General features: G+C 36.5%; 19 protein-coding genes. 9 read left to right on the top strand and 10 right to left on the bottom strand.

The genetic code is table 11. The features are described 5' to 3' along the window. Positions 1-72 precede the first annotated feature (72 nt). The 5 genes from KO509_RS16495 to KO509_RS16515 form a co-directional block, all read right to left on the bottom strand. Positions 73-675 (bottom strand): TetR/AcrR family transcriptional regulator, encoded by a 603-nt coding sequence (locus tag KO509_RS16495; protein ID WP_215974357.1) that lies wholly within the window; start codon positions 673-675, stop codon positions 73-75. Between the two features lie 91 nt (positions 676-766). Further along, entirely contained in the window at positions 767-1,450 is a 684-nt protein-coding gene (locus tag KO509_RS16500; RefSeq protein WP_215974358.1) for a response regulator, read from the bottom strand. Between the two features lie 4 nt (positions 1,451-1,454). After that, on the bottom strand, positions 1,455-2,963 hold the full coding sequence (locus KO509_RS16505) for an ATP-binding protein (protein WP_215974359.1): 1,509 nt from the start codon (positions 2,961-2,963) through the stop codon (positions 1,455-1,457). 117 nt (positions 2,964-3,080) lie between these two features. After that, on the bottom strand, positions 3,081-3,617 hold the full coding sequence (locus KO509_RS16510; protein WP_252727668.1) for a hypothetical protein: 537 nt from the start codon (positions 3,615-3,617) through the stop codon (positions 3,081-3,083). Between the two features lie 21 nt (positions 3,618-3,638). Beyond that, positions 3,639-5,957, bottom strand: a complete 2,319-nt coding sequence (locus KO509_RS16515; protein WP_252727670.1) for a YHYH protein — start codon at positions 5,955-5,957, stop codon at positions 3,639-3,641. A 276-nt stretch (positions 5,958-6,233) separates the two neighbouring features. On the opposite strand from KO509_RS16515, the gene KO509_RS16520 reads away from it, so the two are divergent. Further along, on the top strand, positions 6,234-7,091 hold the full coding sequence (locus tag KO509_RS16520; RefSeq protein WP_215974360.1) for an MBL fold metallo-hydrolase: 858 nt from the start codon (positions 6,234-6,236) through the stop codon (positions 7,089-7,091). Between the two features lie 150 nt (positions 7,092-7,241). Here the strand turns inward: KO509_RS16520 and KO509_RS16525 are convergent, their stop codons facing one another. Next, positions 7,242-7,874: a DUF5610 domain-containing protein gene (locus tag KO509_RS16525; protein ID WP_252727672.1), complete on the bottom strand. Its 633-nt coding sequence runs from the start codon at positions 7,872-7,874 to the stop codon at positions 7,242-7,244. A gap of 529 nt (positions 7,875-8,403) precedes the next feature. Between KO509_RS16525 and KO509_RS16530 the strand changes: the two genes are divergently transcribed. From KO509_RS16530 to KO509_RS16550, 5 genes are all read left to right on the top strand, one after another. Continuing rightward, positions 8,404-9,561 carry an efflux RND transporter periplasmic adaptor subunit gene (locus KO509_RS16530; protein WP_215974361.1) on the top strand — a complete coding sequence of 386 codons (1,158 nt, stop codon included), beginning with the start codon at positions 8,404-8,406 and terminating at the stop codon, positions 9,559-9,561. Positions 9,562-9,573: 12 nt separating this feature from the next. After that, positions 9,574-12,705, top strand: a complete 3,132-nt coding sequence (locus KO509_RS16535; protein WP_215974362.1) for an efflux RND transporter permease subunit — start codon at positions 9,574-9,576, stop codon at positions 12,703-12,705. After that, positions 12,705-14,114, top strand: coding sequence for an efflux transporter outer membrane subunit (locus KO509_RS16540; RefSeq protein ID WP_215974363.1), 1,410 nt, complete (start codon positions 12,705-12,707; stop codon positions 14,112-14,114). Before KO509_RS16535 ends, KO509_RS16540 begins: the two co-directional genes overlap by 1 nt. A gap of 136 nt (positions 14,115-14,250) precedes the next feature. Continuing rightward, on the top strand, positions 14,251-14,886 hold the full coding sequence (locus KO509_RS16545) for a TetR/AcrR family transcriptional regulator (RefSeq protein WP_215974364.1): 636 nt from the start codon (positions 14,251-14,253) through the stop codon (positions 14,884-14,886). A gap of 672 nt (positions 14,887-15,558) precedes the next feature. Further along, entirely contained in the window at positions 15,559-16,830 is a 1,272-nt protein-coding gene (locus KO509_RS16550; protein WP_215974365.1) for an alpha/beta hydrolase, read from the top strand. Positions 16,831-16,846: 16 nt separating this feature from the next. Here the strand turns inward: KO509_RS16550 and KO509_RS16555 are convergent, their stop codons facing one another. Together KO509_RS16555 and KO509_RS16560 are read right to left on the bottom strand one after the other, a co-directional pair. Next, positions 16,847-18,268 (bottom strand): amidohydrolase family protein, encoded by a 1,422-nt coding sequence (locus KO509_RS16555; protein WP_215974366.1) that lies wholly within the window; start codon positions 18,266-18,268, stop codon positions 16,847-16,849. 145 nt (positions 18,269-18,413) lie between these two features. Next, positions 18,414-19,325 carry a LysR family transcriptional regulator gene (locus tag KO509_RS16560; protein ID WP_215974367.1) on the bottom strand — a complete coding sequence of 304 codons (912 nt, stop codon included), beginning with the start codon at positions 19,323-19,325 and terminating at the stop codon, positions 18,414-18,416. Positions 19,326-19,538: 213 nt separating this feature from the next. Between KO509_RS16560 and KO509_RS16565 the strand changes: the two genes are divergently transcribed. Together KO509_RS16565 and KO509_RS16570 are read left to right on the top strand one after the other, a co-directional pair. Beyond that, on the top strand, positions 19,539-20,219 hold the full coding sequence (locus tag KO509_RS16565) for a glutathione S-transferase family protein (RefSeq protein ID WP_215974368.1): 681 nt from the start codon (positions 19,539-19,541) through the stop codon (positions 20,217-20,219). Between the two features lie 119 nt (positions 20,220-20,338). Further along, positions 20,339-21,466, top strand: a complete 1,128-nt coding sequence (locus KO509_RS16570) for a zinc-binding dehydrogenase (protein ID WP_215974369.1) — start codon at positions 20,339-20,341, stop codon at positions 21,464-21,466. A gap of 272 nt (positions 21,467-21,738) precedes the next feature. Here the strand turns inward: KO509_RS16570 and KO509_RS16575 are convergent, their stop codons facing one another. Then, positions 21,739-22,530 carry an aspartate dehydrogenase domain-containing protein gene (locus tag KO509_RS16575; protein ID WP_215974370.1) on the bottom strand — a complete coding sequence of 264 codons (792 nt, stop codon included), beginning with the start codon at positions 22,528-22,530 and terminating at the stop codon, positions 21,739-21,741. Positions 22,531-22,811: 281 nt separating this feature from the next. Continuing rightward, a complete protein-coding gene (locus KO509_RS16580; RefSeq protein ID WP_215974371.1) occupies positions 22,812-23,684 on the bottom strand; it encodes a DMT family transporter in 873 nt (290 codons plus the stop codon). Positions 23,685-24,324: 640 nt separating this feature from the next. Here KO509_RS16580 and KO509_RS16585 point away from each other — a divergent pair. Continuing rightward, a complete protein-coding gene (locus KO509_RS16585) occupies positions 24,325-25,137 on the top strand; it encodes a hypothetical protein (protein ID WP_215974372.1) in 813 nt (270 codons plus the stop codon). Positions 25,138-25,140 lie beyond the last annotated feature (3 nt).

Genomic DNA, 25,140 nt, shown 5'->3' on the forward strand with positions numbered 1-25,140 from the left:
CTATTAACCTTAAACTCAATTTTTATTAACTGAGTGAGTCTTATTTAATTTCTATAAATGAATTAACACTATTTATTGCACACCTATACCAACAAGAATACTATCAATACTATATTCAAGCTCTGATTTATCAATGCCAGATCGCGCCATCGAAGCAGTCCCCTTTAATATAGTGTATAGACTTAACGCATTGGCTTGAGCATTATTATTTAGCCCTAATTTAATAGCCTCAGCATCACTATTAAACAGTTCGGTATAAACTTGAATTGGCATAGCATCGGCTTCTTTAAGTAACTGCTCTGCTTGTTCAGGAATATCACCGCTTACAAGCTCTGACTGACATAATGCCAAATAACAACCTTTTGCATCACTTGTATCACATTGCATAGCTACAATAGACATCATATGATTTTTTAAACGTTGTTTTAGTGTCACTTTTTCTTCAAAAAGCAGGCTAATAAGTGGCTTCATTTTAGTATCAATATAGCACTGGGTCGCTTTAACAAATAACGCTTCTTTATTACCAAAAGCACTGTACATACTCGGCTTATTAATTCCCATACGCTTAGTTAAATCAGTAAGAGAAGCACCAACATAGCCCTTTTGCCAAAAAACATCCATGGCAGCATTTAAAGCTGTATTTTCATCAAATAATTTTTTTCTACCGCTAGACACAATGACTCCGAATTAAACAACCAAGTATAAAACCAATTGTACTTAACGGTACATTTTAAGTCAAACCTTACCGAAAGGTACAATTAATTAACTAAAGTATTTCTTTAAATTTATAACCAACACCATAAACTGCAGAGATCGGGTTTACCCCCTCTTCTATCTCGTTTATCTTTTTACGTATATTTTTTATATGGGTATCAATATTACGATCTGACATATCTAACGCCTGATTATATATAGCGTTAATAATATCTTCACGAGTAAACACACGACCAACCTGACTGATAAAAAGCAGAAATATTTTAAACTCAACCGCAGTAAAACCTATATCCTTCCCCTTAAGAAGCGCAACATAATCTTCTTTATGTACCTCAAAACCCGATTGATAAATAATATTCATTTTAGTTTGCTGAGTTCTTCTTAACACAGCCTGTATTCTTGCAATCACCTCTTTTGGGCTAAAAGGCTTACAGATATAATCATCAGCACCAAGGTTTAAACCCAATAAGCGATCGATCTCTTCGCTTTTAGCTGTGACCATAATAATAGGGACATTCGAGAACAACCTGACTTCTTTACACAGTGTAATACCGTCTACATCTGGCAACATTAAATCTAACAGAATTAAATCAACATGATTATTTTTTACAAAATTAACCACGTCCTGCCCACTATTAAAATGTTCAGTGCAGTAACCTTGTTGTTTGCAGTAAGCGATTAGCACTTCAGCAATGTGCTCTTCATCTTCAACAATCAGTATTTTATGTGTTGTCATTATATTAACCTACAATAGGAAAGGTAACTTTTACCGCCAAGCCACCTAATGGTGAATCTTGTATAGCAATATCTCCACCATGTGCCTCTGCTATTTGTTTACATAGTGATAAACCAAGTCCTGAGCCGCCATAATCTCTATTTCTTGATTTTTCTACACGGTAGAAACGTTCAAAAAGTTTAGTATGCTCCTCAGGCAACACACCTGGCGCAGAGTCATGAACAATTATCACTAACTCATGCTCAAGTTTATTAATTTCTATATTTATTTGTCCACCAGCATGAGTATATCGGCAGGTATTTTCTAATAAGTTTGCAAATAGCTGGTGCAACCTATCTTTATCACCACTAACTAGGCATGAATCTGTATGTTGTAAAGCTTGACTATTAAGCGATAAGTTGTGCTCTTCAAATCTAGGTGTATAACTTTCAATTAATTGTTGAAGCATTTCGCATACGTCAATATCTACCGCATTATAAGTTAAGTTAGCTGTATCGCTGTTAGTTAATTGGGCAAGATCATCAACAATATGACTTAAATTATCAACCTGATTAATGAGTAAACTAATGCGCTTTTCATCAGCAATAAAAACACCTTCTTGCACAGCTAATAAGTGCGATCGTAGAACAGTAAGCGGTGTTCTTAATTCATGAGACGTATCAGACACCCACTGAAACCGCATTTGTTGATTATGTTCAAGCGTACCCGCCAATTCATTAAAGTTCTTAGATAATGTCCCTAGTTCATCCTGAGTAAGCGGTTTAATTCTACTGGAAAAGTTTCCTTTATTAAGCTCACTCGTACCAACAACAATTTGTTTGATTGGCTTAATTAAATGCCGAGATAACACAATTGCCATAATAAAAGCCAGGAGAATAACGAATAAGGTGATCAATAAATAATTATGAAGTTGTGCCGATAAAAAAGCTTCAGCTGGACTATTTTCAACTAAATTTGAAGGCACTAAACCGATCCAGCCGATCACGGTATTATTTAATAAAACAGCTTCGATATAAGGGTTTTCATTTATATCAGCCCTACCAACAACAACTTGTTTATTTTCATCATACAAACTGATGCGTTTACCTGTTTGTAATAAATCAGCGGGAAGGTTTACCCATAACATCGATGGTGACTTTTTTTGCGTGGCTGCTTGTTTATTTATTACTTTTTTATTATTAATGCTCTGCGTATTATGGGCAAAGCTAGTATTGTCTTTTGAATATACTTCTGACGTATTTGGATTCTTTTCAGGTGCAACAATAGAACGCCATAGTTGTGTATTGTCACTAATAGGATCCCAAGAGCCGAATTCAGAGTAGAGACTTACAAGTTGTTGCTTAACCTCGTTAAGATGCTTATGTTCTTCTTTTTCAACAAAGTGATTAAACTCTACTGAGAAATTCATATAGATAAACGCAAACATTAAGCCAACCAAGGTTATATTAGTGATGAAAAAAGCTAAAAAGAATTTATGGATTAACTTCATAGGCTCTCTGGTATTTAAGATCATGGCTTTATACTTTGTAGCAGTATTGCATATTGACTATATGCCTACAATTGAGGTTTTCACATAATAGATAGACTTACTCAAATTATTGTTAAGTAAACCTATCTATATATTAAAGAGCTAAAAAGTCATATGAGCAGTAGCGCCAGCACTGAGTAATTTGTACTGAGGCTTAACAAAACTCGTATGAACTGCTCCTAAGCTTTTATGAAATGAAACCGAGAGTTCAGTTACCTTTGAATAACTATGTCTTGCTTGAAAAATAATTTCTCTGGTGTGATCATCATTTTTATCCACAACGGTTTCTAAATAAGCAGTTTCAATACTTATCGGTTTTCCATTTACCGTTAAAAGCATTTTTTGTTTAAGCGCATCCACAATGAAAGCTTCCTGTTGGCTAGCATTTAAATTATCAGGCATTACGGCATCAATATCGCCCAATAACCAAGCCTGATCACTTTGTAAAGCAGCACTAAAATGTTCAAGATCGGTATACATTTTCACTTCTATTTGCCCGTCTCTTAAAATAACTTGCGCAGTTGTCTCATTTAAAATATGAGCACTTAAAGGTATGCTAAGCGTTATAAAATAACCAATACAAGCGAACATTAAAGCACGCAAGGTTTTTGTACATTTCAATTTTCTAACTAACGTCATTCTAGTTACCTCGGTTATTTATTACTGTTGAGATTCAGGTTGCTCAATGGTTGCACGACAAATTAATGTATTTACAGTTTCAAGATCATCACCCCAGATTATCTGAGCATTTTCATCCCAAGTTATCTCGTTATAACCATCTTTTGGCCCTACCGAGGCAGTATTATGTTCAGTTGCATCATCCCAAGATGAATCATCAAAATCAGTTTTTAACCAATTGTTAGGCGCTTCTTTAGACATAAAAGTACAATAGCCTTCGCCAGCAACAGGGTTAGACTCTTGCTCACATAACTTGTTCAAAGGGGCTCGATGAAGTACTTCACATTTCCAACTACTATCTGTAACAGAAACAACTTCATTAGTATCTATATCAGTTACTTGCATAATAAAACCGCCATCACCCATTTGTTGGTTTCTGGCACCTATGTACTCTAACCCTGAATCATTTTGCTTAAAGTCTTTAATAATCAAATTAAGCTGAATAGGATAATCTTCAGAAAAGATAACCCTTTCTGCATTAAAAGAACGCTCAGTGGTTATAGAGACTGAATCTTCAATAAGAAGGTTTTCGCCAACATAAACAGCAAACCAGTTGTCAGCCCATGCTTCTAGTTTAAAATGGTGTTCACCTGAAATGTTTGGATTTGTAGCATTAACAGTCACTAATGGCGTTAAAACATTTTGCTTACGCTTAGGTTCAGACTTAGGTCTGTCTTCTTGCTCTGTAGCTAAATTTTTCGCTGGTTCAGCTTTTGCTTGATCACTGTTTCTGCAAAAAGTGCCTTCTTCAACTTTGCCACCATTGCTAATGGTTTTTTGTTTAAAGTCATAACAGCTATCCCCCTGCTTTGATGGCGTATAAGTCGTGAAATACTCTTCACCTTGATATGAATAACGCATAGTACGGCTGCCATCTTTTGACACTGTGTGAGTTAAGTTTTCAACACCACCTGCAGGTGGACGAAGATCAGCTCTTATTCCTTGCGTATCACCACTTAATGGAGCAACTCTAGGTAATTTTGCGGTATCAACTTCACCAACTAAACATTGAATGATATAAGGTGGAGTTACTGAGGTTTGATAACGATAACCAAAAGTGTCATCTGCCTGACCATTACACACATCTAAATCACCTTTACTGATTTCACTGCCGTCAGGATTCTTGTCGCCATACAATGGATAACCATCGTATGCCCAACCAATAATGCTATCATCGTCTTTATTTTTCATAGTCTCAATCATACACGTTGGTGACACATGATAATGATAGTCGTCACCTCGACCAGAATGCCCTCCACAGTTATCTAACTGCCCTAACACTAAGGTATCGTGTTTAGCATCATATTGACTGACATCTAACTCACCTTGCGATGAATAGTCATAAATAGGTACACCATTTACAGCTACGCCAACGGCAGCATCAATAGTCGTTAACGTATCGGCTTTTTTAGGTTCGAGTTTAATCGGTGCTGCATAACCTTGTGCAGGTACGGGAATTTGTTCATTAGTGCCCGTAATGCCTGTCATCATTTCATGATCAGGATAGGTAGAAGATGCAATGTAGGCATAGGTTTCATCGCAAATTACATCAACATTTTTATCAAAACCTGCGTCACTTACCGACTGTTGAATTGTAGTGCAACGAGCAGAATCAATGTGTTTAGTCAAATCAGGTTGAATAAAAGGAGCTGGCTTAGGTCTTTTTTCAACGCCTTTTTTCATCCCACCATTTGAACGTTTATTTGCTCCCCTCTCACCTTTTGCCCTCTGGTTATCACGCTCATAACTTACAGTCATTTGTGCAGAATCTAACGTGATATCTTTCATTGCCGCTAAAAGTGTCTCTCGATCGACTTTTTCATGCTCATTAGAAACACTACGTTCAGGAAAAGTAACCGGCTCAGACAAAGCATAAAGAGTGTAAGTATAATTTTTCACTCCAGGACCTTTAGAGCACGGTGGCGCATATTCGTTTATATCGTTAACACTATTACTACCCAATAAACCGAGTGTTTCACCACTATTTATTTGTGTGGCATCCCCATTGATGTTGTACATCGTCCAGTACCAATGAACACCATCTGGTGCATTATGATGCATAATCAAGGTATAAGATTGTGTAGTTTCAGGTGCCCCACTCCAACTAAAAGGAGGGTGAACACTTTCACCATCACAAGTATAAGTAACAGGTAATTTACCACCGTCTTCCATAGCAGGGCTTATTAAAGTAAACACGTTAGTATCACTATATTGCTGAGTTAATTCACTACCATTATTACATGCACTTAGTGATAAACTACACACTCCTACCAGTAAAGCTGCCCACGAATTTTTCATCATTTTAAACCCCAATAAATTATGCTTAAACATTAAGAATTCAACGTCAAAATTAACTATAAAAATTAAACGTTAATACTTTATTGTCGTAAGCTTAACCACCAAATGTAGGGCAATTATGTAGTTATATAATTTATTTATCATTTCATTACAGCTATTTTATCTCGAACATAATTAGTTAAAGATGACGCACTGAAAACAATTAGCTGAAATTTTTTACCTTATTCTCCTCTCTTCTTTTAACAAGATTATTATTTTTTTCTATTAAAGGAATGGTGTATGCCCAGGTCATTGATAAAACTATTAACAGGAGTGTTACTTATTGTAGGCTTCACTGTACAGGCACTTGAAATTGAAGAATTAGGCGATGGCTTATACCGCTTTATAGACGATAGACACCGCTCAGTATTTTTGATCACTCCACAAGGTGCCATTGTTACCGACCCTCTTAATAAAAAAGCGGCTACCTGGCTGAATGAACAAATTAAAACGCGTTTTAACGTACCTGTTAAATATGTCATTTATAGTCATAATCACAGCGACCATATTTACGGTGCAGAAGTATTTAAAAGCCCACATACAATCTTCGTTGCTCATAGGTTAAGTGCACAAGATATTAAAAATACTAAAATGAAAACAGTTAGCCCTGATCTAATATTCGATAACGAACTCACACTGACGCTAGGAGATTCAAACGTTAAACTTAATTATCATGGACCAAATGACGGTCGAGGCTCAATAAGTATGTTGTTTGAAAAACAAAAAACCTTATTTGTAGTTGATTGGATAATGATAGGTAGAATGCCATGGCAAAAACTGTGGAGTTACGATATCCAAGGTATGATTAATTCCACACAAGCTGTCCTTCATTATGACTTTAATACCTTTGTCGGTGGCCATGCTGACATGGGTAATAAGGATGATGTAAAACGCTATTTACGTTACCTAAAACAGCTGTACAGTAAAGTTACCGAAGGTATTTTAGCTGGTCAAACGCTTGATGAAATAAAGCAAAATGTCAAGTTAAGTGAATTTAAAGACTTAAGACAATATGAAGCTTGGCTGCCACTTAATATAGAAGGTGTATATGAACGATTAATGGAAGAGTCCGGCATGGGATGGCGAAGTGACTTGTAATAACTACACCATCAATCTAATACCAAAAAGTAATTGAGGTTTGACTCTAGAAGATTTCAAGGAGAAGTCAAAGATGATTTATTTTTGACTTCTTAAATATATTCAGTATTACAACAACCAACGAAAAATTATCGATCGAAAGCAAGCATCTTACTCAGTGGCACTCTCTTCTTCTTTTTCATTCAATGAATCAACAAAGGCCTGCAATCCTTCTTGAACAAGATCGTAAGTGGTATCAATCGTATCACTTACTTCACCTTCTAATACATTCAAACCGCCCAATATGTCTTTCGCTTCACCAAAACCTTGATCAATGCCACTACCGATAACATCCATAAATGCATTAAGAGATTCTTCTTCACTCAGATCAGGATTTTGCTCTCTAAAAGCACCTAAAAATTGCGTACTAAAAGACACAATACGCTCTGCTGTTGCTTCAGGACTAAAATCAAGGCCAGACTCATAAGCATCTTCCACACTGCTTTCAACACCACTTACTTGCAATGCTTCATTAATACCTTGTAAAGCTGCTTTCAATGCTAATGATAAAGGTTGATCACCAAGTGAATTACTAAATTCTAACGTTGATTCAATAATAGCTGCATTAAGCTGTTTCTTTTGAGAAACCGCGATAGACTCCTGAACCTCGCCAGTTTGACCTGTTGTAACTTGCGGGTCTTCAACGCTGTTATTACTGTCTGTCGACTTAGTCATAGAACTGGTATCTTGGCTATAGGGATTTTTTGCCATAACGGTATTCATACTATTAATGGGTGAGCTCATGGTATTACCTTCATTAGTTAGCGCTTATAAAAGTGTATCGGCATTACTAAGTATAACTTAAGATTAAATTGTTTATATTTTATCCCCAATTTATTTCGTCTACTATATTATTTTTAGTCTGTTATTGTGAATATAAAATCACTTTAATGAAGCGATAACGTCTCTGACTTTCAGCATCACAACAATATAACTAAAAAATTCAATGTAAGTCATTTCATTAACTCAGTCCTATAGCCTTAGTTGGCAAAATTCATCTAACTTATTAATTTTAAAATATAAAAATGCTTGAAATTAAAGTTATTACTCTAATAATTTTAAAGTAAATTTTTTTTATGATTTGTAACTAACGATTTAAAAGAGAATTAAGACGTTATTAACCTCACTGATATTGCACTTAATTAAATGATTAACAACTGAATAAACAGGCTAAAATAAATTATTTTTTTAAAAAAAAATTGTTTATTAGTGTTGGAAAACATCAAAAATTAAATTAGAATGAACGTTCACCCTAAAAGAGAGATTGGTTAACATGCAGCGTTCACGCGTCATTATTTTTATTATCACTGCTTTAGCAAGTGCAATTGTTTTATCTGGTTGCGAACAAAATCAGCAGGCAAATGCACCGGCTCGGCAGCCTACTCCTGTTGGCGTTATTAAATTAACAAGCCAACCACTAACACTTACAAAAGAGTTACCAGGTCGAGTGACTGCCTCACGAGTAGCGCAAATTCGTCCACAAGTAAATGGTATTGTACAAACACGCTTATTTACTGAAGGTGCCGAAGTTAAAAAAGGTCAAGCGTTATATCAAATTGATCCAGCAACATTTGAAGCGCAAATAGCAAGCAGTAAAGCCGCTATCAGTAAAGCGCAAGCAAATATTGCTAATGCAAAAGCTAAATCAGATCGTTATGCAGAGCTACTAGAAATAAAAGCTGTTAGCCAGCAAGACTATGATGAAGCAGATGCTAATTATAAAAGTGCGCAAGCTGACTTACTCACCGCACAAGCACAACTTAAAACAGCGCAAATTAATATTAACTACAGTAAGGTTTCATCGCCTATCAGTGGTCAAATAGGTAAATCTAATGTTACAGCTGGAGCTTTAGTAAGTGCTAATCAGACAACTGCACTAGCAACAGTTACTCAACTTGATCCCATTTATATTGACCTTACCCAATCAAGCAGTGAATTAACACGTTTGAAAAAAGCTATTGCCAATGGCGAGCTCAATAAAGATCTTACTTCACAATCAAAAGTTGAGCTAAAAATGGAAGATGGCTCAGTATACCCGCATCAAGGCACTCTTCAATTTTCAGAAGTAATTGTTGACCCAAGCACCGGCTCGGTCACCTTACGAGCTGAATTTCCAAACCCTGAAAAACTACTGTTACCAGGTATGTATGTTAGAGCTGTCATTGTTGAAGGTGTTAAAGCTAACGCAATCTTAGTACCACAACGTGGTGTTAGTCGTAATAGTAAGGGCGAACCTACAGCGATGGTGGTTAGTAAAAACAACACTGTTGAAGCTCGAGTATTAAAAACTGACCGTACCGTAGGCTCTAATTGGTTGGTAACAAGTGGCTTAAATGATGGCGATCAAGTGATTGTTGAAGGCTTACAAAAAATAGCACCGGGTGCCCCTGTTAATGCAGTGCCAGCCGAATCAATCGCTAAAATTCAATAACGGAGCACATAAATGTCACGATTTTTTATCGATCGGCCTATTTTTGCTTGGGTACTTGCCATTGTTGTTATGTTGGCTGGTATCCTTGCAATTAAGAGTTTACCGATTGCTCAATATCCGTCAATTGCACCACCTACAATTAGCATTCAAGCTAGCTATCCAGGTGCATCTGCACGTACATTAGAAGATACGGTTACCCAAGTTATTGAACAAAAAATGAAAGGCTTAGATGGCTTACTTTATATGTCATCTACGTCTGAATCTAACGGTTCAGCAACATTAACACTAACTTTTGATGCCGATACTGATCCAGATATTGCACAAGTTCAAGTGCAAAATAAACTTGCGTTAGCAACACCGTTACTACCTCAAGAAGTACAGCGCCAAGGTGTTTCGGTTGCTAAATCTGCCCGTAACTTTTTAATGGTTGTCGGCTTTGTTTCAGAAAATGGCAGCATGAGTAATATCGACATTGGTGACTATGTAGCATCCAATGTGCAAGATATCATCTCTCGAGTAAATGGCGTTGGTGAAGTACAATTATTTGGTTCGCAATATGCGATGCGTATCTGGTTAGATCCAGATATGTTACAAAAATATAAACTAACCCCTTCAGACATCAGTGCTTCTATCAGTGCACAGAATGCGCAAGTATCAGCAGGTCAACTTGGTGCTTTGCCAGCAATATCAGGCCAACAGTTAAATGCGACAGTTACTGCTCAAAGTCGTTTACAAACGCCTGAACAATTTGAAAATATTTTTGTTAAAACCAATACTGATGGTTCTGTGGTGCGTTTAAGCGATGTAGCTAGAGTCGAGCTTGGTGGTGAAAGTTATGCCGTTGTTGCACGTTTTAATGGTAAACCTGCTTCAGGTTTAGGTATTAAATTAGCAAGTGGTGCTAACGCGCTTGATACAGGCGATGCGATTAAAGCGGCCCTTGCAGAGTTAGAGCCGCTTTTCCCTGAAGGTTTAGCAACAGTTATTCCTTATGACACCACTCCTTTTGTTAAGTTATCAATTGAAAAAGTAGTCAGTACCTTAGTTGAAGCCGTCGTTTTAGTATTTTTAGTTATGTATCTATTTTTACAAAACTTCCGCGCAACATTAATTCCAACAATTGCGGTACCCGTTGTATTATTAGGTACCTTAGCGGTACTACAAACGTTAGGTTATTCAATTAACACCTTAACCATGTTTGCAATGGTATTAGCAATTGGCTTATTAGTAGATGATGCCATTGTTGTCGTTGAAAACGTTGAACGTGTCATGACAGAAGAAAAACTTTCTCCTCTAGAAGCGACACGTAAATCTATGGATGAAATTAAAGGTGCCTTAGTCGGTATCGCAATGGTGTTGTCGGCAGTATTTGTGCCTATGGCCTTTTTCAGCGGTTCTACCGGGGTTATTTATAAACAGTTCTCGGTCACCTTAGTTACCGCGATGAGTTTATCAGTATTGGTTGCCCTAATTTTAACACCTGCTTTATGTGCAACAATGTTAAAACCAAGCCATGTACATAATGATTCATCATTTATTGGTCGCTTCTTTATGGCCTTTAATCGTGGTTTTGATAAAACCAATGCTGGTGCACAAAGTTTTGTTGGTCGTATGATTAGACTAAGCAAACGCTATTTATTATGTTACGGCCTCATTGTTGGTGGCATGATTTATATTTTTGCACAATTACCTTCAGCCTTTTTACCAGATGAAGACCAAGGTATTTTGTTCAACTTAGTTAGTTTACCTGCGGGATCAACAACTGAGCAAACCTTGAATGTAGTGCAAAAAATGGAGCGTCATTATTTAGAAGATCAGTCTGATGCAGTGCGTTCAATATTCACGGTAACAGGTTTTAGTTTCGCCGGCTCTGGACAAAATGCAGCAATTGGCTTTGTTGGTTTAAATCATTGGGATGAACGTCAAGATCCAAACCTTTCTGTTGGTGCCGTTGCAGGTAAAGCAATGGGCTTTTTCTCAACCATAAAAGAAGCCTTTATTTTTGCATTCCCTCCTCCTGCGGTTATGGAGCTTGGTACTGCTAATGGTTTTACTTTATTTTTACAAGACCGTGTAGGACTGGGACACGACAAATTACTCGAAGCGCGTAATATGTTACTTGGCATGGCTTCTCAAAGCCCTGTGTTAGCAGGCGTTCGCCCGAATGGTCAAGAAGATAAACCCGAACTTGAACTCGATATCGATTTAGCCAAAGCCCAAGCACTAGGTCTAACACAATCTGATATTAACAGTACGTTATCTACCGCATGGGGTAGTAGTTATGTGAATGACTTTATTGATCGTGGTCGTGTGAAAAAAGTGTACCTGCAAGGTAGCGCTGAGTCACGTATGGTTCCAGAAGATTTAGATAAATGGTATGTACGTAATAATAACGGTGATATGGTGCCATTTACCGCTTTTGCTCAATCATATTGGACTTACGGGTCACCTCGTCTTGAACGTTATAACGGTTTTTCAGCAATGGAAATTCAAGGTGCAGCTGCGCCAGGTTATAGTACAGGTCAAGCGATGGATGAAATCGAAAGGTTAGTTAAAAACTTACCTGCCGGTGTTGGTTTTGAATGGACAGGTATTTCATATGAAGAGCGTTTAAGTGGTGGTCAAGCACCATTATTATATGCCCTTTCGCTATTAATTGTATTCTTATGTTTAGCAGCATTATATGAAAGCTGGTCAGTACCTGCGGCGGTTATGATGATAGTACCATTAGGAGTTTTTGGTGCGACCATGGCAGCATTCCTAGGTGGTTTATCAAACGATATTTACTTACAAGTAGGCTTGCTAACAACCATAGGCTTGGCGTCAAAAAATGCAATTTTAATTGTGGAGTTTGCTATTCATAAAATGGATGAAGGTATGCCATTAGTTGAATCAGCCATTGCCGCAGTAAAACTACGTCTACGCCCTATACTAATGACATCAATGGCATTTATTTGTGGTGTATTACCACTTGCAATCGCGTCAAGTGCTGGCTCAGGTGCACAAAATGCACTCGGTATCTCAGTTATTGGTGGTACGTTAGCCTCATCATTAATCGTAGTATTATTCGTGCCATTATTCTTTGTATTAGTACGTCGAGTTTTTCCAGGTAAACATAAAACTGTGACAGAGGATAAATCATAATGACATTTAAAACATTCAGTTTAGCCAGTTTAAGTGTTGTAGTGCTAAGTGCCTGTCAAATGGCGCCACCACGTGAAGATATTGTACTGCCAGTACCAGAAAGTTATGCAGTACAAAGCCAACAAGGTGATATTACTGATTTACACTGGCAGCAATTTTTTACCAATGAAAAACTACAAAAACTGATTGAGCAAACACTGACTCATAATAAAGACATTAAACTTGCTGCGCTTAATGTGCAGCAAGTACGTGCACTTTATCAAATTGAAGACTCAGCTTTATATCCATCACTTGATTTTTCAGCTTCAGGTACGCGTCAGCGCTTACCCAGCGATTTATCATCTACAGGTAGTGCACAAATTAGTGAAAGCTATTCAGCTACCGTCGGTATGACAGCGTATGAACTAGATTTATGGGGTAAGGTTCGCAATCAATCAGATCAAGCACTACAAACCTTGTATGCCTCAGAGCAAACTCAAACGAGTGTAAAAATTAGCTTAATCTCTGAATTAGCCAATGCCTGGTTAAATTATGCTGCTGATAAAGAACAATTAACACTTGCAATGGAAACACTAAAAAGCCAGCAAGCTTCATTAGCATTAACCGAAAAAAGCTACGCGCTAGGCGCTGCATCAAAGTTAACCTTAGCGCAAATTCAAAGCACAGTGGCCGCGGCAAAAGTTGATATTGCAAATTATCAACGGATGTTAAAACGTGATAAAAATGCACTTGATCTATTAGTAGGCAAACCTGTTGCAGCAGACTTATTACCCATTGAGAGCTTGGATGAAGTACTAAACTTCCCCAATGTTCCCGTTGGTTTACCGTCGGAATTACTTGAACAACGCCCTGATATTAAAGCAGCTGAGTTTAAGTTATTAGCAGCGAACGCTAATATTGGTGTCGCTAAGGCAGCGTTTTTTCCAAGTATTACACTAACGGCAAATGCAGGCACTGCTTCAGCTGATCTTGATAATTTGTTTTCAGGCGGAACTGGCACTTGGAGTTTTATCCCTTCAATAACGATTCCTATATTCAATATGGGGCGTAATCAAGCAAATTTAGATGTAGCACAAACCCAGCAAGAAATTGCCTTAGCCAGCTATGAACAAACCATTCAACAAGCGTTTAGAGAAGTTTCTGATGCGCTTACGGATAGAGAGGGTTATATGCAACAGTTAAGTGCACTTGAAGAGCTATATAACAGTAATAAAGTATCCTTTACACTTTCTGAAGCACGTTTTGAAAAAGGTGCTGATAGTTATTTACAAGTGCTGGATGCACAACGTAATTGGTATAGTGCAGGACAACAGCTTATTAGTGGTAAACAAGCTTATATTACTAGCCAAATTAGTTTATACAAAGCAATTGGTGGTGGTTGGCAACGACCTACTCAACAGAGTAAATAATCGTTAGTGCCACAGAATTAATATTTTATCACTCGTTTATAAGTTCGTTGATTTAACTCATAATATTGTTAATTGAGGTCTTGTAAACTAGTGATAAGTATTAGGTTAAAGGGAAGCTGTGCTTTTCGGAGTTACTATGAAAGAAAAATCTAAAAGACAAACAGATCCTGCGATTGCGCAAGCTCGACGTGAACAAGTTTTATGCGCAGCTGCAGACTGTTTTAGACGTAAAGGTTATCACGGTGCCGGAATGGCCGAAATATCCAAAACGGCGGGAATGAGCGCAGGTCATATTTATAATTATTTTGCCAGTAAAGAAGCCATTATTGAATCGATTATTGAGCAAGATATGGAAACAATGTTCTCAATTTTTCAAGAATTTGAAGATCAATCTGGAGATTTAGTCACAATTTTAATCGATGGCTTAGATCATGCTGTAGATCATCATAGTGATGTCACTCAAAGGGCGCTTAATTTAGAAATGTTCGCCGAGGCTGCACGTAACGATAAAGTTTCAGAGCAACTACAAAAGTCTGACTGCTACGCAAGGAATAAAATGCGCAGCTTATTAGTAGGTGAACGTAGTTTAATAAAAGATCTCAGCGAGAAAGAGCTTGAAAGTCGCATAGAAGTAATGTTTTCAATGATAAGTGGCATTACCTTACGTAGAGCACTTAATCCAAGTGTTGATAAAGAAACCATTTTAATAGCCTTGCGCCCAGCAATGCGTGTACTGTTAATGCCCTTTACTACTGAAGAGCCAATGGAATAGAAAGTTACTTTTATTTCAGTGCTAATATGTCTACAACGTATTATCCAAATAGACTGAAGATAGTAACCCATTCAGTACGAAATAAAACATCAAAAATTCTCTCATTAAAAATTAGTAACAGGTTAATTTTGAGAGAGTTTTTCTCCATAAAGAATCACCTAATACCAGTTTCATTAATTAAGTGAACAAATTTATACGTAGAAAAAATTGCCAAATACAAGGCATTTATTTCAATAACTAGTTGTTCTAATTATTAAATAAATAACGATGTAGTTGGTGATTTTAGCAAGTAAAAATGATCACATAGTTAGTGAGATTGGTATAAACTAAGTTAATCAAGTCAACTGCCTTTTAGCTAAATATCCAATTGCGCTTTTAATACCGGTAGAATTACACTAACCATTTTTAGGTAAAAGAGCCAATACTATTCCAATAACACGAAAACAACCTCACAACAAAATTCCTAAGGCTGAATAAGTCTGCTATATTTTATTGGTTTGATTATAAATTTAGGTACTATATCCACTAAAACTGTAGCTATAACCTTGCATATTAGCTTTGGTATTAACCTTTATTCTTAACTGTTTATATTAAATTTGTGTATTAAATTTGTATATTAAATTTTGCATTCTCCTGCTCACTAATTATAAGAATCGAAAATAAGGAATAAATATGTTTTTCCACTTTACAGGTAAGTCTTCTATCTTCGTTTCGCTTTTAGTGCTCTTGTTATCAGCTTGCTCTTCTAATCCCAAATTAATGCCAACACCAAATGTATTTATAAATACGCCATACTCAGAAAAGGATATCCCAGAGGCGCTACGTGAAACCGGTATGGAGCTGATATATGTTACTGATCGAGGCACCTCCCCGAAAAAAAATATAAAATATGATGCCAGTCGCTCATCATCGATTGCTTACGGTGTTGCCAAAGTAAATTTTGGCGATAAATCACTACCGTGGAATGAATTACTAGTACAAAGTAATCTTCAAGAGCGCTCTACCGACTTAACTTATGTTTTAGAGCAAGTAGACGAGCAAGGACGTTTTCCTTTATCCCCTTATAAATTTAAAATCATAGAAGATCGACTTCAAATTGATGAAGAGATTCTAGAGAAAAAGTCTTTTCATGAAAATCAACTCAACCGCCAGATTAACCAGCGCTTAAAAAACAGTGCAAATAAAGATGTGGTTTTATTTGTACATGGCTTTAATAACACCTTTAACGAATCCGTATTTACCCTTGCAGGTATTTGGCACTTTATGAAACGACAGGGTGTGCCTGTGGTATATTCTTGGCCTGCTGCGGCCAAAGGTTTTAATGCCTACTTTGCAGATAAAGAATCAGGGCAATTTACTATTTTTCATTTAAAAGAAACCTTACGACTACTCTTTAAAAATCCTGAAATAGAAAAAATTCATATCATTGCTCATAGCCGTGGTACAGATGTAGTCACCACAACGTTACGAGAACTAATAATAGAAAATAGAGCCAGTGGTGGAAACCCAAGAAAAGACTTACGTATTGAAAACTTAATTTTAGCGGCTCCCGATTTAGATTTTGGTATTATCAAACAAAGATTAATGGCTGAACAATTTGGACCTGCATTTGGAAAAATCACTATTTACACCTCTCAAGAAGATAGCGCCTTAGGCATTTCTCAATGGTTAACAAATGGCTTGAGTTTTGGACGATTAAATACAAAAGATGTTAATAAAAATGAGCAAAACATCTTTAATTCTGTTGGCAATGTTAGTTTAATTAAAGTACCAAAATCAGGTGGTTTAATCGGACATGATTATTTTCATAGTAACCCTGCGGTTAGCTCTGATCTTATTAACCTGATTTTATACAATGCAGCACCAGGATCAAAAAAGCGACCATTGAAAAAGTTAGAAAATAACTTCTGGTCGCTCGGTTTTGATTATTTAATTAATAAATAAGTATTTTGACGAACTATCAATTATTAGCAAGTTGCTTGGCTTGCGCTTTTAATTGCGCCAAATCAGCTTGATCATAATAACGATTATGTGAAACAACTCCAGTAAGTTTTTGCGTATTACGCACATCAATTAACGGGTTATCACTTAAGAAAATAATATCAGCTGTTTTACCTTTACTCAATTCGCCAAACTGTTCACTTTTACCTAAAAACTTAGGGCCGGCAAGCGTAGCTGATTGTAAAGTTTGTAAAGGTGTTAAACCATAGTCACTAAAAATAGCTAGCTCCTGATGAAGTGATATGCCAGGGTAAATATAAGAATTTAAAAAGCCAGCATCAGTACCTGCAATAATGGACACACCTGCCTGTTGTGCCAACACAAGTAATTGAGCTGTTTTTATAAAACGTTCTTTACGTTGTTTTATTTGCTCAGGAGTATCTTTATTAGCTCTATCGACACGCCATTGATAAGTCGCTTTAAGCCCTTCACCAAGATAATTTAAAAATTCATCATTTTGGTGGTTATCTTCATCAATATAAGCGATAACTTGTCCACCAATTAAGGTTGGTACAACCGCTGTATTATTGTTAGCGAGTACTGCGTACTTACTTAATGCAGTTTTTTTATCAATATTTTCCGTAATGATAGGTAAAGCACTACGGTAACTAAGCTCACCTGAAGCTACTTTTTTTGAGATTTCAGGCTCATTAATAGCTGCTGCTTTTAATAAGTAGGTCATATGTTCTATGGCATCTAATCCGGCATTAGAAACATCGGTAACTGATAATGAAAAAGGAATATGTCCCGATATTTGGTAACCACGTTTCTTAACTTCTTTAACCGCTTTTAAATAAAGTGCTGGTGTTAACGCACTATCGGTAATTTTGATAAAGTCGACATTCATCTCATCAAGGCTATCAATCGCCGCATTCATTTCTTCAACTGTTTCTACTTCAAGATCACCCGGCCAAATAGAATCTTTACCCTCAAGTTTTGGTCCTGAAGTGTAAATGGTTGGACCAACTAACTGGTTGTTATTTACTTGCTCACGCCAGCTTAACACTGACTCACTTAAATCAGCAGCAGCATCTCGAACAGTGGTAATACCGTAAGCAATATACAATGGTAAAAGCTGTTTATTCTCTGCAATTAACTCTTTACCACCACCAAAATGTACATGCATATCCCACAAGCCAGGCATAATAAATTGATCATTAGCATCAATATGCTGCTCAACAATATAATTATTTTTTAGTGAATGACTACTGCGTTCAATAATCACACCATCACGAATAGCTAATGACTGTTCTTTATTTAGTTCACCTGTTTTTACATCAACAATAGTGGCATTACTAATCACAATATCAGCGTGTTCTGTGGGTTTAGTGACACAAGCACTAAGTAGCAAACAAGTTGACAATAAAAGTGTATATTTCATATTTTTATCCTAAATTTTTTTATTTAGATTATCACAATCATAAACGGTAACTAGTGGCTTTGAGTTAAAAGGTAAAAAAGATAGGATGACTGTTATAAGCTGTTGACTGCTAAAACAAATATTTCCTTTTTACTGTTCAGTTTTTTTAATATTCATTGGCTACTTTTATGTTTTTCACCAAAAAGTCTACAGCCGCTTTTACTTTGGGTACTAAGTAGCGCTGTTTTTGATACAACAAATACACTGCAAAGTCAGAATTTTGCGTGATCGCTAATTCATGCTCAAACTTAAGTTCTTGTAACTGCCCTGATTCTAAAAGTGAAGCGAGTGCCCATCGCGTTGACATAAGAATACCTTCACCATTACAGGCCTTTCTTGCTAACCAAGGACCGTTGTTTGAAATGGCTACAGCGGGCCCAGATACATCATGCCATTGACCATCCATTTTACATAACCAGGGTGTTGGTCCTGCTGGTGTTTTGAAATAAAGCCCTTTATGCTCTTTAAGCTCCATTACATTGTTAGGCATGCCGTACTTATCTAAATAACTTGGTGAAGCAACAGGAATAAAGCCATTTTCCATTAATCGTATTGCTAAAACTCGCTCATTTGGCGCATAACCACCGCGAATTGCAATATCGACATCATCACGTCCAAGTGTTGATAATTCGTCGCTCAAACTAACATCTAGAACAATTTCAGGATATAACTTACTGAATTCGTCTAACAAAGGTAGTAATATTTTATCACCAAAGCCTACCATCGAACTGATACGTAAACGTCCCATTGGCGTTGTTTGATAGCTACGCACAGTTTCATTACTTTGTGCTAGTTGATTCAATATTTGCTGTACATCTTTATAATATATTTGTCCTACTTCTGTTAGTTTAACAATTCGGGTGGATCGTTTTAACAAAGTGGCTCCTAAACTCTTTTCTAAATCAGCCACACGTCTAGATAATGATGATGGAGGCACATTAAAAACCTTTGCTGCTTTAGTAAAGCTACCCGTTTCAACGACTGTACTGAAATAGCGTATTGCACGAAGTTGATCCAACTTTTTTCTCCATAAATAATTTTTGCACTATTATTGTCTTTAAAGCAATAGTGATTGGTATTTTCACCTATATATCATCATATTTAAATAGGTAATAATAGATTTTAAGTTAAACATTGCAAACTAACGCCGTTGCAATGTTTTAAATACAGACGCTTTAATTGCACTTTGCGCAATTAGAAAATTTTCACGTTAATGATGGAATACTGACTTATGATTACTCTGCACGGTTTTGCCGCTAGCAACTATTACAACCTAGTGAAACATGTACTTCTATACAAAAACCTGCCATTTAAAGAACACCTTGTTTATGGGGGTAGTGACGAGTTACTGGCAATCAGTCCAGCCGGAAAAGTACCAGTTATAACAACAACTGAAGGTCTTAACATTTCCGAGTCGAGCGTTATTTGTGATTTTATCGAAGATACTTACCCAACCACAGCACTATACCCTAAAGAGGCTAGTGAACGTGCGGTTGTTCGTCAAATTATGAAAATAGCAGAGCTTTATTTTGAATTACCAAGCAGACGACTTATTCCTTATGCACTGTCAGGCACCGATGCGCCTGAATCAGTTAAAACTGAAGTTCGCCAAGTATTAAAACACCGTGGAATTAGCGCCTTAAGCCGCTTGTGTAAATTTTCCCCTTGGATTGCAGGTGAACAATTTACCATGGCTGACATTTATGTTTATTACGTCAACACCATTGTTAACACTTTTGCTACTAGTCAACTTGAATGGGATGTACTTGCAGAAGTCGCTGAAATGAAAGAATGGAACAATAAAATGAGCCAATTAACTATTTCTCAAAAAGTAGAGGCCGACCGCCTAGCAAATATGCCTGAGTTTATCGAAAAAGTGACCGCTCAAATTAAAGCAGCTAATGCGAGATAGCAGTAATTTATAAAAATTAATAGCATTATCGCTACCAATAGATTCAAAAAAGTAACAAAACACAATCAATAGCAACAAGGTTATTGATTCTAAATTTATAATTTGCAGGAGCAAAACTCATGACAAAATCAAATATTCAGCTTACTTCAACAATCAGTGAAGACAATAAATTAACATTAGCGCTACAAGACTTAGAAATACCACAACCAGGTGCTGATGAAGTCGTTATTCGCGTAGAAGCTGCACCATTAAATCCATCAGACTTAGCTGTGCTGTTCAGCGTCGCTGATATGTCAACAGCGAAACAATCAGGCACAGAGCAAAGCCCAGCAATTACTGCTGACGTCCCAGCTAAGTTTATGCCTGCAGTTAAAACCCGTGTAGGTAAAGCAACCCCCGTTGGTAATGAAGGTGCAGGAACCGTGGTAGCAGCCGGCTCTTCTCCTGCGGCACAAGCATTAATGGGTAAAACAGTTGCGGTTATTGGTGGTGGCACTTATCGTCAATATTTATGTGCTAATGTTCAAAGCTGCTTAGTGTTAAAAGAAGGGACTACAGCTAAAGAAGGTGCATCTTCTTTTGTTAACCCTCTTACGGCATTAGCTATGGTTGAAACCATGCGTGCTGAAGGTCATAAGGCAATCGTTCATGCAGCAGCAGCATCGAGTCTTGGACAAATGTTGAATCGCATTTGTATTGCTGATGGTGTTGATTTAATCAATATTGTGCGTAAAGCTGAGCAAGAAACCTTGTTGCGTGATATGGGTGCAAAATATGTGATTAACTCAAGCAGCGAAACTTTCCTTGCTGACTTAACTGCAGCAATTATTGAAACAGGTGCAACCATTGCATTCGACCCAATTGGTGGCGGGAAATTAACAAGTGACATCCTTAATTGTATGGAAGTTGCTGCGTCTCGTGATATGACAGAACATAGCGTATACGGCTCAGATACTTTTAAACAAGTTTACATTTATGGTGCATTAGATCGTGGCCCTATTACCTTAAATCGTAACTTCGGTTTTGCTTGGGCTGTTAATGGATTCTTATTATTCAATGCACTAGGTAAACTAGGCACTAAAACAGTGATGGGGATGCGTAAACGTGTTGCCGATGAAATCACCACAACATTTGCTAGCAAATATACACATGAAGTTTCATTGGCAGAAGCACTACAATTAAAATCGATAGCAGCTTACTCGAAACAAGCCACTGGTGAGAAGTACTTGATTACGCCTCAAAAGTAATTGTCGAACAAGAATCATCAGCAATAAAAAGTAACAAAATCTTAGCCGATTAATTTATATGTTAAGCAAAAAGCAGATACTTGTAGCAGTATCTGCTTTTTTATTAACTGATTTATACCCCAATCTGTCATCCCGATTTTATTCAACCACATGCACGGAATTCCGATCAAGTAACCTAATCAATGATAAAATTGAAAACCACTGTATGAGCAAGCCCCCTTTACTTTTACGTTTAAAATCTATTAATCGTGACAGTGTTTTTTGAACTATTCCTACATAAAAACCACTGGGGATGCAGCATTTTTTAGAATGGAAACAACGCTCCAAGCTGCAATAGCATAATCACCTGACTTAATCGTTAAATCTAACGCAACATTATCGCCTTTCACTTCAATCCTATAATCATCGCCAGTAAAGTTAGGCACGGCGTCAATATTAAATTTAGTCGCTTCGGGCCCAGCGCTCGCTAGTGAGGTGGCATAAATCACATTAAAAACATAAGGAAAAACCTCAACAATTTGCTTCGCTGTGCCCGTAAAAACTCTTTCTTGCTCAGTGATCTTCATCAAGCCATCTTTATAAAAAGGTGTTCGAGCAATAAAGCCAGGTGATTTTTTAGATGTTATAATCACATCAATCGGTGTGGCACTCATCAATGCAGCTGTTTGAAGAAGGTTAAACCCTCCCGTTGCACCACCAGCAATATAGATTTTAGTATTATTGTCTGCAGCAACTTTTACAGCCCTTTGATATAACTCAACATCTGCAAATGCTGCCGTAGATAAAACAATAATATGTGCACCATCTGCTAATATTCTTTCAGTATAATCAATGACGGACTCAGCTGATGCAGCTTCTGCAACAAATTCAGGTTTTAACTCCATCAACCCATCAATATCGGTACAAGGTTTACAATTAAAATAATCAGCAAATTGTTTTGTTCTGATTGGATTTCGACCTAATACTGCAATCAGCTCATATTCAGGAAGAGCCCCCTCTTTTATTGCTTGAGCAATAGTTTGACTTAAATAACCACAGCCTATTAGTGCTAACTTCTTTTTCATTTTTAATACTCCTCTTTGTTAATGATTTATTTGCCACCAAGCTAAACATTCACACAATGATGTATGCATTGCGAGATTATTATTGTGCTCAAAGCGCCTCGATTAGCTTTCATGATTAGCAAAATGAAAGTAAAAATTGATATGATTTTCACAATAAAGAGAACCCATTATTGTGTAAGATTATTGATGGACATACACGGCGACACTTTGTTGAAAGTACCGCAGTGTATTTTATGATTTTGTTCAGCTGCTTTATTATTGTTTAATCGGTAAAATTATTGCTAATAACTCAACCTCAGCACAATAACGCCTATAAAAGCAGTTATTAACCCGAGCAACTCTTGTCGAGTAAAAGACTCTTTTAAAATAATACGAGAATAAAGCAAAATAATTAAAATATTCATGCCTGAAATAGCAGAGACTAATCCGGTATTGCCGATGGCAAAAGCTGATATTATTGCAACCATACCCGCGACGTTAGACAAACCAATAAGCAACCCACAAGAAAATGTTTTTATTTCTGACCAATCTGACTGAGTATTATGCGGATCAACAACACCCGTTTTACGTTTTACTATCCAATTCATAGCAAAAAGAAAACTACCAAAACCAAACATTGACGTTAAGGTTGCAAAAGTATCTGCTTCAAGCAAGGTTGACTGCTTGCCTAATAAGTCATTAAAGGCGAAGAATAAAGCCGCAAGTAATCCCCATTGCGCACCTTGTAAATTTGTTAAAGAAATATCGTTAGAATAGCGAATAATATACAAGCCACCAAAAATAATAAAAAAACCAAGTAACTGAAGTGACGTTAACGTTTCACTCCACAACAAAAAGGCAAATGCCAGTACAAATAAAGGTGTTAACCCTGACAAAACACTAATGAGAGAGGCCTTACCAACTGAAAAGCCTTTATGCAAAAAAGCATTAGCGGCAAAAGAGCCAAAACCCAATGCCAAACCAACAACTACATCTGCCCAACCATACCATTGCTGATCTAATAAAATCACGCCTGAAATACTGATAATAAAGCCAACAAAAAACACACCAAATAATAATAAATTACGATTAAGTTTCTTCTGTGATGTCCATTGATACATTATTCCTCGGGCACCGAAAAAAACGGTCGCGAGTAATGCAAAAATTATCCACATAATAAATTGATTCCTTTAAAAAATTAAATTGAAGTAATACTTCTTTTAAATTGCTGACGTAAAATTACATAACTAACACCAACGCTGACATTACACTTAGTTTTACAAATTGATAATCCATACACTATCCATCTAAGTGTTAATTACCTCACCATACCATGCAGTTTATGATGCAGCTAAACGAGTGCAGCCATAGGCGTAATTCAAACGAAGCTAGTATAGTCACTTTCTTCATATTATAAATAAGCACATATGGCACAATACATTGCATAAGTGGTATTTACCTCCATTCTCTCTTTGTCATCCAAAGAGTTATGTTGAATCTACTATTTCATCATGGTGTAAACTCACATTTCTTACCAATTTGTGTTGGTATTAATATAATTCGTTAAAATAATGCTAGTGGCAATTGGTGTAACATTTTTTAACAAATGAATTAATTTATACAAAGCGGTAATTTGCAGCATAAAATAGCGTAACTTCAGTGATTTCATAGCCATGTTTCTTTCAACATCAATTTCAGCATTCTTAAAATTTTATAATCACATAAAAATAACAGTTATAACTTTACCATTTCGTTGAGAATAAGTATCATTTGCATAATTATTCTATTAACTCTACACAAAGGAAAGCAATTCAAATGAAATTTGCCTTAATCCAAACAAAAAAGATGGTCGCTAGCTTAATATTACTTGCTAGTTTTAGTACTTTTTCTGTGCTTGCCAATGGTGAGGTCGGTGAACATGTTAATCACCTTACAGCCAACCTCAAAAAGTATGAAGAAGAAGTAAATTGGTTATCAAGTAAAACAGAAGGTATTATTGCTGCCTATCAAAAAAGTGGTGCTAAAGCAGCTCATGCAGAAGCATTAATGGAACACTGGGAAGCAGTTGATTTTCATGCAGCTATTGAAACCAACTATGTGCTAATATACGCGTCAATTTGGCAAGGTTTGTATGGCGTAAAAGATAGTATTGATAACCAGTCACCTATCGAAAACGTAAAAGTTGAGCAAGCTAAATTAGAAAAAGCATTATGGCAAGCATTAGGTGCAGTTAAAATGGCTGCTAAATATCAAGACGATGGTTTATTAACCAAAGTTAAAACAACTGTTGATGCACCAAAAAATTCAATTGAAGCACTAGCAGTAATTGATACCAATTTACATTCTGTTGTAGCAAAATATGCTGAAAAATTAATTGATACTTCAACAAATATGGTACATGACACATACCTTAACTTATTTGAAGGTGTTGAAGGCGAACTTATCGCTTTAGATGCAAGTTTAGTTGAAGATTTAGAAAAAGATTTTAACGTAACGTTACCAAAAGCAATTAAAGAACAAAAGAGCGTCGAACAAGTACGTGAAATTGTTCTAGCTATGACTCAAAAAATTAGTAAAGCAAAAGCTTTATTAGAAAAAAATGCAAAAAACAAAAAGGCTGTATTTTAAGTT

It is taken from the genome of Colwellia sp. C2M11 (assembly GCF_018860915.1).
GTDB lineage: Bacteria > Pseudomonadota > Gammaproteobacteria > Enterobacterales > Alteromonadaceae > Colwellia.